Origin of the sequence: Pedobacter sp. UBA5917 (assembly GCF_002432345.1) — a bacterium.
Taxonomy (GTDB): domain Bacteria; phylum Bacteroidota; class Bacteroidia; order Sphingobacteriales; family Sphingobacteriaceae; genus Pedobacter.
Genome location: NZ_DJDT01000154.1, coordinates 1 through 9941, shown reverse-complemented (window position 1 = coordinate 9941; position 9941 = coordinate 1). Strand labels below are relative to the sequence as shown.

Below are 9941 nucleotides of genomic sequence, written 5' to 3'. Positions count from 1 at the left end.
TGTAGGGTGTAGGGTGTAGGGTAAAACAGGTATTAAGCTGCCTTGTTTTATATTTTTGAAATTAGTTTAAACAAGAAAAGGCTGTTATTTCTTTTTGAAACGTTTCTGAAATTCTTCTTTTGGCATAATGTAGGTTAAGTATTGTTCTACATTATATTTAAACTGGTTTTCAGTAATATCAACATTCCAACCATTTTCTTCGCCTCTATTTTTACTAACAGAATCAGGCAGATTTTCCCTTACCTTAAAAACAGGTATTGGATTTTCTTTTGTTCCATAGTGGGGATTCTTTAAATCATCTTTATTAATAGTCATTAAGGTCTCTTTACCTCTTAAAGAAGAAGGAAATGCTAAACCTTTATCTTCAGGGTAATTAAAAAAAGTTATTTGTAAATACTTACCTATAGATACGTCTTTGAAAAAAATCTTATAAATACTCTGAGGCGGAGACATCAACGAGATTGTATATTGAGTATCCCGAAACTCTAATTTATCAGGAAACCGCATCTTAAATTCAACGCATTTTTCAATGTAACTCGGAATAGCCTTCTTTGAATTATTTTCCTTCTTTTTGAAGAGATAACTAATACCAAAAATAATTAGTGGAGATACTATCAAAACCCCAATGAGCCATCCGAAAGCTTGTGACATCTGTTTATTCATTATGATGGATTATTTGCAACTACATTAATATTTTGATTATCGTCATTAAAATTAGCCATTCTAGATGCTTTTGCCGAATCTTTGGCTTTCGCTGCTTCATAACTATCCGATCCTCTATCAATTAAATAGTTTGCAATAGCACCAGCAATCCCCTTCCCTAAGCCTTTAAAAAAATCCTTACCCACTAGCGCCGAACGTGTTGAAGGATAAGACCTTGATGCAATATCAGCAGCCAATCTGGAATTAGCAGCACCAGCCGCATCACCTGCAGCCTCTCTCATGGCCGCCTGTGTATTAAACTCCATCATTTCACGTGTAATTTGTTGATTGGTACGTGTAAGGTTTATCCCATTCTCCACCACAGCACCTATTGCACCAGCTGGTTGATTGATAGTTCCCTCTGTTTTTGCACTTTCCCCAACATCACTCCATCTCCATATCGGAAGATTTTTTTTTGCTGCTTCTTCCTTACTATTTTCGCCATCAATATAACCATAAACCGCAATAGGAGCTGCCACCAATAAACCTATAGGTGTAAAAGCTGTAGCAGCAGTAATCACACCAATTATTGCCTGAGAAGTTAAATGGGCGGCAATTTCAGCATTATTGTTACTCGTAATCTCTTTTGCTGCAGCCATTGCTATAACCGGATCGATGATAATAGAAACTACCCCACCTTTTGGACAGTTCATCAATGATTGATTAAGCAAAGCTTTCTTCTTATCAATTTTAACCCCTCCATGCGGTAACATCCAGGTACCGTTCAGCGTTGCATCACAATCGTGCCCTATCTTGTATAAACCTGTTACACCTGCAACAATACTGGTTCCCGCAGCCGCAAGCATTACCCCTGCTGCCACCAATGCCAAGCCACCGGTTGCTACAGTCGCAACAGCCAATGCAGCTACCGCAATTACTGCAGTTAAAATCTGTAATCCTCCCCAAAATTTACTTGCAACCTTACACGAAAAAGTATCACTGATTTTTCTATCATCAATATTTAGCAAAGGGGCTTTTTTACTTGCTAAGATTACGGTAGAAACCCTACTGATACCAATTTGAAGCGGTTTCCCATTAGTCATATTGGTACAAATAACGTTAGCACCCTCATGTACATAAGAATAACTCATTCTATCCTCCTTAATTTGTAGTCCACAACTACTTCAACATTATTTTTAACTTCTTCAGCAAGAAAAAGATCAGTTTCTTCAATTAATGACAAATCCGTATTAACAACTTGCCTAACCTGATATTGAAAATCGTAATCCGAAAATTTATACCCTACAATAGGCTGAAATTTTTGATCATATTGTTTTTTGATTGCATTAATATCAATCTCTTTTATGTTCATCTTACCTTGTTTTTTAAGCTCAACGGTTGATGGTTTTTCAAAAATAATTTCTGATGAAACATGCAACGGCACCGCAACGCCTTCGAAAAGCTGGGAGTGGTAATTCAAAGTATATGGTTTATACAGCTCTGATAGCTTAACAAGATACCTATCAAAAAAGAGATCAAAGAATAACTTAGTGTGTATATCCTCAATGAGAAGTTTTTCATCCTTAATCTGCACTTCTGCCAGATAAATAAATTTTTGGAGTTCAATTTCGGCATTACTTGATCTCAGAAAAGAATATCGCTCTTTTAAGTTATTTTTAAAACTTTCCCAATTTTTTAGCACCTCACCATAGTTCAATATCTTGTTTATTTTCCCTGTTTCTTTGTCAACCTGTACAGTTATATTACATTTAATAAGATCCAGGGATGAAAACAAGTCCATAGCTTCAGTGAGATTAGAAGGATTTATCTGAATGATATTATCAAAAAGCAAAACCTCTACAATCAAGTTCCCATTGTCAATTTTATTTTTAACATGAAACTCACGCTTTGTGGTCGCGTGGTTGGTAATCACATTATTTAATTTGGTAGCAACCGTCTGTTCGCAACGGTATTTTAAGAGGATAGGCTCAGTTTTTTCAGTATCAACTACCTTATCAAACTGTGTGTTTGTTTGATTTTCTATATTGACTGGCTCATCCTCACTAAAAAATTTAAATCTGCTCATAATTAATTAATATCTACTTGACTGCCATTAATTGTTTGTACGCCATCCGATTTTGAAAGAATCGTTGTTCCGCTGGTTACTGAAACTCCTTCAGTTACAGACTCTTTCTTCGTTTTCCCATCAAAACTGTAGTTAGTATAGCCTGATTTACCCACAAATACACTAATCCCTGATTTATCACCCCAATTGATATTTACAGAGTTCTTTCCCTGAATATTTATAATCTCACCAATAATATCAATCGTTCCGTCTTTCTTCATCGTAATGCTGCTTAAACCCGTTTTAATTACAATCGTTTCGGCAGATTCGGCCGTAATCAATCCCGGACCATTTTCGATTTTTACAAAATTGGCTGCATTGGTACCCAGGTTTAAGGCGTGGTTAAGGTCGTCGAAACTTAAACAGCTCCCCTTCCTTGAGGTTAAGCCTTTGGTGTTACTATTTTTAAAGCCGCTGCTGTCGCCACTTTTGCCATGGTAAACACTCCCCATTACCACGGGTCTGGCCACGTTCCCCTCTTCGAAAGCAATTACAACTTGGTCGCCTTTTTCGGGGATTACATGGAAGCCCCTGTTTTTTCCGGTATCGCCGTTACCTGCATTCGGGCTGATTACCCTTAACCACTCGGTAGGATCGTTGGTTTGGCATTCCCATTTAAATTTCACCTTTACACGGCCCTGCCCCTGCGGATCGTCGTTATCAATTACATCGGCCAGCTGCATATCGGATTGTGGTTTTTGGTAATTCTTAACCATAATACGTTCCGTGGTAGCCACTAAACCTTCGAAAGTATTGCTGTATTTACCTGTTCCATCAATCTGGTGGTTAATGCTCGTAATGAGGAACTTGCCCAAACTTTCGGTAGAAAAGGACAGCTCCTTCCTCAAACTCATGGTTATTTCGGCAATACTGCCAATACTGAGCGCTGCATTATCGCCACCTGCATTAATTTTTAACAACTCGCTGATGTGCGCTTTTTCTTCGTTTTCTACATGGCTTTTAATATCATTGCCGTTATCAACCCTAATTAAGGAAGGCTGGTTAAAGGTTTTGCTATACATCGTATTTGAGGCCTTGATGGCGTGCGCCAGATCAGGATTTCCATCTGCTTTACCTGTACTTTCGCTGTGCAACATTTCATCCTGCTTGGGGTTATATGCAAAACGTTTGTATTTTATGGGCGAAACTTCCATCGCGTATTGCAGGTTAAATACATCGCGGCCATAAAAAAGTGCTATTTCTTTCTGCTTATCTGGTTTTCCGAAATTAAGCTGTTTACCGTCGTAATAAAACCATTCGTGGTACTCGCCCGATAAACGGTTCAGGAATTCGAAATCACTCTCACGGTATTGGATGATATAATCGATAGCCGTTTTTCGGGAAGCGTTGGTTACAATGCTGAGGTCGTTAACAGGTGTGTCTTTTGTAGCCAGTTTAACAATGGTATCGAGGTCTTTATCCAGATAAGAACCCAAATCCGGTCCGCGATCTATTAATATAGTAGGACTATAGCCGCTTACCACAAGTACGCCATGGTAGCCATGACTTTGAGAGAGCTCTACTTTTGTAACGAGCCCTGCAAAATGCTGCATGTTTTCGGGCGAATGACCAAAAGAAGCGCTTAGGGTTTTGCCCACAAAATCGCGGCTATCGTCTAAACTGATTAAACCGGGAGCGCCCAGTTGGTCGTGGTTAAAATGCAGTTCGAAATAATGGTGCTGGTTAAAAGCCTGTAGCAGATTAAAGGAAGCAAAATGTGCAATTGCAGAATCTTCAATGCTGATTTCTACGATAAGTTTATTTTCCATAGTATTTGTATTCATTTACTTTACGGGTAGCGTTGTTGGCTACATTATTTTATAAACCACAATTTTATAAAGTCCGGGATAGAAATGCACTTCAAATTGCGTTCCTGCTGCATTTCTTTTAGGCGATGCCTCGATAGCTTTTTTACTGTAGGGATGCACTTCTATCGTATTGCCCTTTTTTAGATAACCATTTCCGATCATGGTATCGATATCATTTGGCCTCACATGTATACAACCGTGCGATTCTGCAAGCTGGAAAATCCTGCCCGCAGCTGTTGCGGCTTCATCGGGCGGGGTAGTATGGATAAAATCGCCCATGATATATTCCTTTCCGTTCATTTTCCGGTCGTTGTTCGTATCTTTAAAATACTTCACCGAAATATGCCCGAAATCGTTGAAGAGCCATTTTGTTGGGATAGGCGAATTGGGGTAAAGATCGCGCTGATACCTCAATACCATATCGGTAACTCCCTTCTGATCATTTTTATATTTCCCCCATTGTGCATTTACATCGGTTAACTTTTTCCAGCTACCAAGCTGTTTTACCATTACAATATTGCCACTTATTTTCACCTCTGTTCCCCAGGCAATACCCGACCAAATGGCATAACGGCCATAACTAACATGTTTTTCGATGCTTTTGATTACAAACCTACCCGTGGTTGTAGAGGTTTGCGAATGGCCATCGCCCCCCATTTTTACGTTAGAAGGTCCACCGTGTGCATCATATTCTTTAATTTTTACGAGCGTATTCATTGTTGTTTATCTATATTTTAAAACCTCAACCATGGTTACATGGGCAAGTGCTAATTTTTCGTTATCGTTAAAGGTTAATCTTATCGATGTATTGGCATTTAATTTTATTTCAACAGGACGGGGCTGCTCTGTAACACCGATCATTGGCTTTTCTTGCTGAATATTTCCAAAGTGCCGGGTAAAATCGCCTATATACAAAGAGTCGGTAATAGATTTTGGGACCAATAATATAATTCCCGCTCCTATAGTACTTACATCCTTGTTATGATAAGGTTGGATAACAATACTCTTATCATCGTTATTTTGTTTACCGTTATACATGCTTAAGGGTAATTTACCCGCAAATGCTTTGTTCAATGATTGTATACCGGCCTCATTAAACCTGTTTAAAGGAAGCTTTGCCACCGAATCGGTGTAAGAAAGAAAAAGATCGGGAACATTGGTTTTCGCTGTTACCTTATTATTATTTGGTTCACTATGCTGCCTGCTATCTCGATTACACCCTGAAAAACAGGCAGATACTATATATAGCAAAACAAAAAATACATTAAAACGGAAATATGAGCGCATAATCTGCATGTTAAAGGTTAAAAATAGTGCCGGGCAAATAGTGGTTGGCATTAAGCGGCAACACTATTGAGGCCAACACCTCAAATAAGTATTAGGATAGTTGATCCGGGTTTTCGCCTGATCTGATATTTATATTAAAACCGTAATTTATAGAACAGGGATTTCCATAAAGATTTACATCACGGTTTAATGCATAGGCATACTGAAGTACCTGGTACTCTTTGCCTGAAAAATTTAATCTAGCTTTGAAAGCCATAGTTTTAAAGTTTAAAGGTTAAAATTGGTTAGTGTAGCTATTGCCACTAAGGCTGTTAAACCAAATATCAGGCCAATTGTAGGATATCAAGCTCATTAACAAACACTAAAGCGAAATCAAAATAAAAGAAAACCGGTGTTTTAGCGGCTTAAAACAGTCTTAAAACTAATACCATAGGTTGCATGAAAATGTTGAAAAGTTTTCTACAACATAAAAAGCCAGATATCAGTTTGTTGTTTTAAGTCTGAAAAATGATACGGTTTTTGAAGTCTTTAGTCTTTAGTCTTTAGTGGAAACACCTTCTGCCGGTTTGTTATTAGAGTAATTTATTCTTTTTTCAGTAAAGCCAGGCCCCGGTTTCATCGCAACGATAGTCCCGCCACATGCTCATACGCCTGCAGGCCTTACACATTGGGCCGGTATCCGCTATGTCGGGTTTAAGAATATTATTCCCTGCACAAAACCTACTAAAATACTGGAGGCACTAGAGATGAAATATAAACCAGCTATATGGATATAAAACCAAAGCAATTGTGGGAATAGGATTTTTTGCCATAAAAAACCCCGCAGATTTTAAAAATCTGCGGGGTTTGGAAATAAATTAAAATATTTTTAAAATCAATTAAGCCTGCTGTTCTTTCTTATTGATGAAAAAATAAACAGGAAGCCCAAGCAGCACAATTAACAGTCCGGGCCAGGTATATTGTTGCTTATAAATCAGTAATAGCACACAAAATGCCGCTCCAATCAATAAATAAATAATTGGCGTAATTGGATATAACCATGTTTTGTATGGCCTGTCGGCATTAGGTTTTTTTATTCTTAAATAAATCACCCCAAAAACGGTAACCATATAAAAAACTACAATTACAAAGGATATCATATCCAAAAGATTACCATACTGTCCGCTCAAGCATAAAACAGAGGCCCAGATTCCCTGCATCCAAAGTGATTTTTCAGGAACACCGTTTTTATTGTTTTTAAGGGCTGCTTTAAAAAACATGCCATCTTCTGCCATGCTCTGGAAAACCCTGGCACCGGCCAGTACGATTCCATTAACGCAACCAAAGGTAGAAATCATTACCAGCACGGCAATTACGATTGTACCTATGCCGCTGCCAAAAATCTGCTCTGAAGCTACAACAGCTACCCTATCGTTTAATGCGAAGCCGATACTATCCCTGTTTAAGGTATTGAGGTATACAAAGTTGACCAATAAATAAAGGATCATTACTGCGGTAGTACCCAAAACCATCGATCGTACCACATTTTTCCTTGGGTTCTCGATCTCACCGGAAACAAAGGTTACGTTTTCCCAGGCTACACTCGAAAATACCGAGCCCACCATTGCGGCTGCAATACCGCCCATGATGGTCATTCCGGAAATGGATTCCCATCCAGATTTGAGGAAATTTCCGCTGGGATCGGTTTTCAGGTTATTGAAAGCACTCCACCCAAAACTCATATTCCCACTCCAGAAACTGTTTTTAACCAAAAGAAAACCCAAAACAATTAAGCCGATTAAAGCAACAATTTTAGAACCTGTAAAAATATTCTGCAAAATTTTACCGCCCTCAACACCTTTGGTATTAATATAGGTTAGCAGCAGAATTACGGCGATAGCCAGAATCTGTATCCAGGTGATTTTATAACTGCCGCTCTGAAAAATCGGAGCCGCATCATTTAAAGCAGGTATTAAATAGGCTGTAAACTTACCAAAAGCAACGGCAACGGCAGCAATGGTGCCCGTTTGAATTACGGTAAAAAGTCCCCAGCCATAAAGAAAACCCATCATTTTACCGAAAATCTCTTTTAAATAGGTGTATTGCCCACCAGCTTTGGGAAACATGGAAGAAAGTTCGCCATAAGAAATTGCTGCTGCAACAGTCATTACTCCTGTGATTACCCAAACCACGATCAACCAATAACCAGAACCTAAATTCCTCATGATATCGGCACTTACGATAAAGATACCGCTACCGATCATCGACCCCATTACCAGCATCGTGGCATCAAAAAGGCTTAATTTTCTTTTAGAAGGCTCACCTTCCTTTTGAATTTCCATTTTTATTCTGTTTAGTTTGGGGCTAATTTATTTAAAAAAAAGAAATTGTAGGATATTATTTTCCGACTGCAAATTTTATCCACAGCCCTTGTAAAATTTTAACCACAAGAATATTTTGTTATCTTGCTAGAGCGTTGCACGTGAAGAGCTTGGAGCTTAGAGCAGAGCGTTTGGCGCATGGCGTAAGCGATTGACGACAGTTAACTCAATTAATAAGTTTTCAGTTGGCAATTTGCAGTAAACAATTTAACAGCGAAGCAGAGGGTTCGGCACATGGCGCTAAGCGATTGACAACAGTTAACCAATTGATCAGTTTTCAGTCGGCAATTTGCAGTTAACAATTTAGCAATCCTACAATTGAACCAATGAACTAATGGCCAATGAACGAATAAAAAACAACAATAACCAAATATAAACCAATTATTAACTATGGATTTTTTACAAAACAATTTAATTTACGCTATCCCGGCTTTGGGCCTTGTTGGGATAATAGTTATGATGATTAAAAGCGCCTGGGTAAATAAGCAAGATGCAGGTGATAAAAACATGCAAGAGCTTGCAGGTTACATAGCAGATGGTGCTATGGCCTTTTTAAAAGCCGAATGGCGGGTATTGAGCATTTTTGCTGTTTTCACAGCTGCTCTTTTAGCCTATTCCGGAACCATTACCGAAATTAAAGGTGTTCCGATGCATTCGAGCTGGATTATTTCCATTTCCTTTATTATTGGAGCGGTATTTTCTGCAACAGCAGGTTATATCGGTATGAAATCGGCTACTAAAGCCAATGTAAGAACCACACAGGCGGCCAGAACAAGTTTGAAACAGGCTTTAAAAGTTTCTTTTACCGGCGGAACGGTAATGGGCTTGGGTGTTGCGGGATTAGCCGTTCTGGGTTTAGGTGGCTTATTTATTGTATTTCTAAAGCATTTCAATGTAGTTACGGTTAACAGTGTTGAAATGAAAACCGCTATAGAGGTTTTAACCGGATTTTCTTTAGGAGCAGAATCAATTGCTCTTTTTGCACGTGTAGGCGGGGGTATTTACACCAAAGCGGCCGATGTTGGTGCCGATTTAGTGGGTAAGGTAGAAGCCGGAATTCCTGAAGATGATGTGCGTAATCCCGCAACCATTGCTGATAATGTGGGCGATAACGTGGGTGATGTTGCCGGTATGGGTGCCGACTTATTCGGTTCGTATGTGGCAACTATTCTGGCTACGATGGTTTTAGGACAGGAAATTAACGTAAAAGATAATTTCGGGGGCATGTCGCCCATTTTATTACCGATGGTGATCTGCGGATTGGGTATAATATTCTCCATCATCGGTACCTGGTTTGTAACCATTAAAGATGAAAAATCGAATGTTCAGAATGCATTGAACCTGGGCAACTGGTCCTCCATCGTGATTACCGCAGTAGCTTCATTTTTTATTGTGAAATGGATGTTACCAGAAACACTGAGTCTTCGGGGATATGAATTCTCAAGCATTAACGTTTTTTATGCCATTATTGTAGGTTTGGTGGTTGGTACCATTATGAGTATTGTAACCGAATATTTTACCGCAATGGGCAAAGGACCAGTAAATTCGATTATCCAGCAGTCTTCAACCGGTCATGCTACCAATATTATTGCAGGTTTATCTGTAGGTATGAAATCTACGGTAATTCCGATTTTGGTTTTGGCCGGCGGGATTATGGCTTCTTATCATTTTGCAGGCCTTTACGGCGTGGCTATTGCAGCAGCCGGCATGATGGCCACT

9 protein-coding genes are annotated in these 9941 nt (G+C 39.0%); 1 reads left to right on the top strand and 8 read right to left on the bottom strand.

Going from position 1 to position 9941, the window contains the following annotated elements:
- Positions 1 to 84: 84 nt before the first annotated feature.
- The 8 genes from B2V92_RS09790 to B2V92_RS09755 all read right to left on the bottom strand — a co-directional run bounded on the left by B2V92_RS09790 (position 85) and on the right by B2V92_RS09755 (position 8183).
- Complete coding sequence (locus B2V92_RS09790; RefSeq protein ID WP_293307354.1) at positions 85 to 663, bottom strand: hypothetical protein; 579 nt, start codon at positions 661 to 663, stop codon at positions 85 to 87.
- The gene (locus tag B2V92_RS09785) at positions 663 to 1793 is read right to left on the bottom strand and encodes a hypothetical protein (protein ID WP_293307352.1); all 1131 of its coding nucleotides are present in this window, start codon (positions 1791 to 1793) and stop codon (positions 663 to 665) included. The genes B2V92_RS09790 and B2V92_RS09785 overlap by 1 nt, the downstream gene beginning before the upstream one ends.
- Positions 1790 to 2728, bottom strand: coding sequence for a hypothetical protein (locus B2V92_RS09780; RefSeq protein WP_293307350.1), 939 nt, complete (start codon positions 2726 to 2728; stop codon positions 1790 to 1792). The genes B2V92_RS09785 and B2V92_RS09780 overlap by 4 nt, the downstream gene beginning before the upstream one ends.
- A gap of 2 nt (positions 2729 to 2730) precedes the next feature.
- Complete coding sequence (locus B2V92_RS09775; RefSeq protein ID WP_293307348.1) at positions 2731 to 4536, bottom strand: type VI secretion system Vgr family protein; 1806 nt, start codon at positions 4534 to 4536, stop codon at positions 2731 to 2733.
- Between the two features lie 39 nt (positions 4537 to 4575).
- The gene (locus tag B2V92_RS09770) at positions 4576 to 5292 is read right to left on the bottom strand and encodes a hypothetical protein (RefSeq protein ID WP_293307346.1); all 717 of its coding nucleotides are present in this window, start codon (positions 5290 to 5292) and stop codon (positions 4576 to 4578) included.
- Positions 5293 to 5298: 6 nt separating this feature from the next.
- Positions 5299 to 5913 (bottom strand): hypothetical protein, encoded by a 615-nt coding sequence (locus B2V92_RS09765; protein WP_293307344.1) that lies wholly within the window; start codon positions 5911 to 5913, stop codon positions 5299 to 5301.
- A gap of 40 nt (positions 5914 to 5953) precedes the next feature.
- Positions 5954 to 6118 (bottom strand): type VI secretion system tube protein TssD, encoded by a 165-nt coding sequence (gene tssD / locus B2V92_RS09760; protein ID WP_293307342.1) that lies wholly within the window; start codon positions 6116 to 6118, stop codon positions 5954 to 5956.
- 622 nt (positions 6119 to 6740) lie between these two features.
- A complete protein-coding gene (locus tag B2V92_RS09755) occupies positions 6741 to 8183 on the bottom strand; it encodes an APC family permease (RefSeq protein ID WP_293307340.1) in 1443 nt (480 codons plus the stop codon).
- 429 nt (positions 8184 to 8612) lie between these two features.
- On the opposite strand from B2V92_RS09755, the gene B2V92_RS09750 reads away from it, so the two are divergent.
- Positions 8613 to 9941 (top strand): sodium/proton-translocating pyrophosphatase (locus B2V92_RS09750; RefSeq protein ID WP_293307338.1); only part of this gene is annotated, 1329 nt, incomplete at its 3' end.

What these genes read in the sequence shown, in the direction of transcription:
- B2V92_RS09790 (WP_293307354.1), bottom strand. Translation starts at nt 663, where the DNA reads ATGAATAAACAGATGTCACAAGCTTTCGGATGGCTCATTGGGGTTTTG.
- B2V92_RS09785 (WP_293307352.1), bottom strand. Translation starts at nt 1,793, where the DNA reads ATGAGTTATTCTTATGTACATGAGGGTGCTAACGTTATTTGTACCAAT.
- B2V92_RS09780 (WP_293307350.1), bottom strand. Translation starts at nt 2,728, where the DNA reads ATGAGCAGATTTAAATTTTTTAGTGAGGATGAGCCAGTCAATATAGAA.
- B2V92_RS09775 (WP_293307348.1), bottom strand. Translation starts at nt 4,536, where the DNA reads ATGGAAAATAAACTTATCGTAGAAATCAGCATTGAAGATTCTGCAATT.
- B2V92_RS09770 (WP_293307346.1), bottom strand. Translation starts at nt 5,292, where the DNA reads ATGAATACGCTCGTAAAAATTAAAGAATATGATGCACACGGTGGACCT.
- B2V92_RS09765 (WP_293307344.1), bottom strand. Translation starts at nt 5,913, where the DNA reads ATGCCAACCACTATTTGCCCGGCACTATTTTTAACCTTTAACATGCAG.
- tssD (WP_293307342.1), bottom strand. Translation starts at nt 6,118, where the DNA reads ATGGCTTTCAAAGCTAGATTAAATTTTTCAGGCAAAGAGTACCAGGTA.
- B2V92_RS09755 (WP_293307340.1), bottom strand. Translation starts at nt 8,183, where the DNA reads ATGGAAATTCAAAAGGAAGGTGAGCCTTCTAAAAGAAAATTAAGCCTT.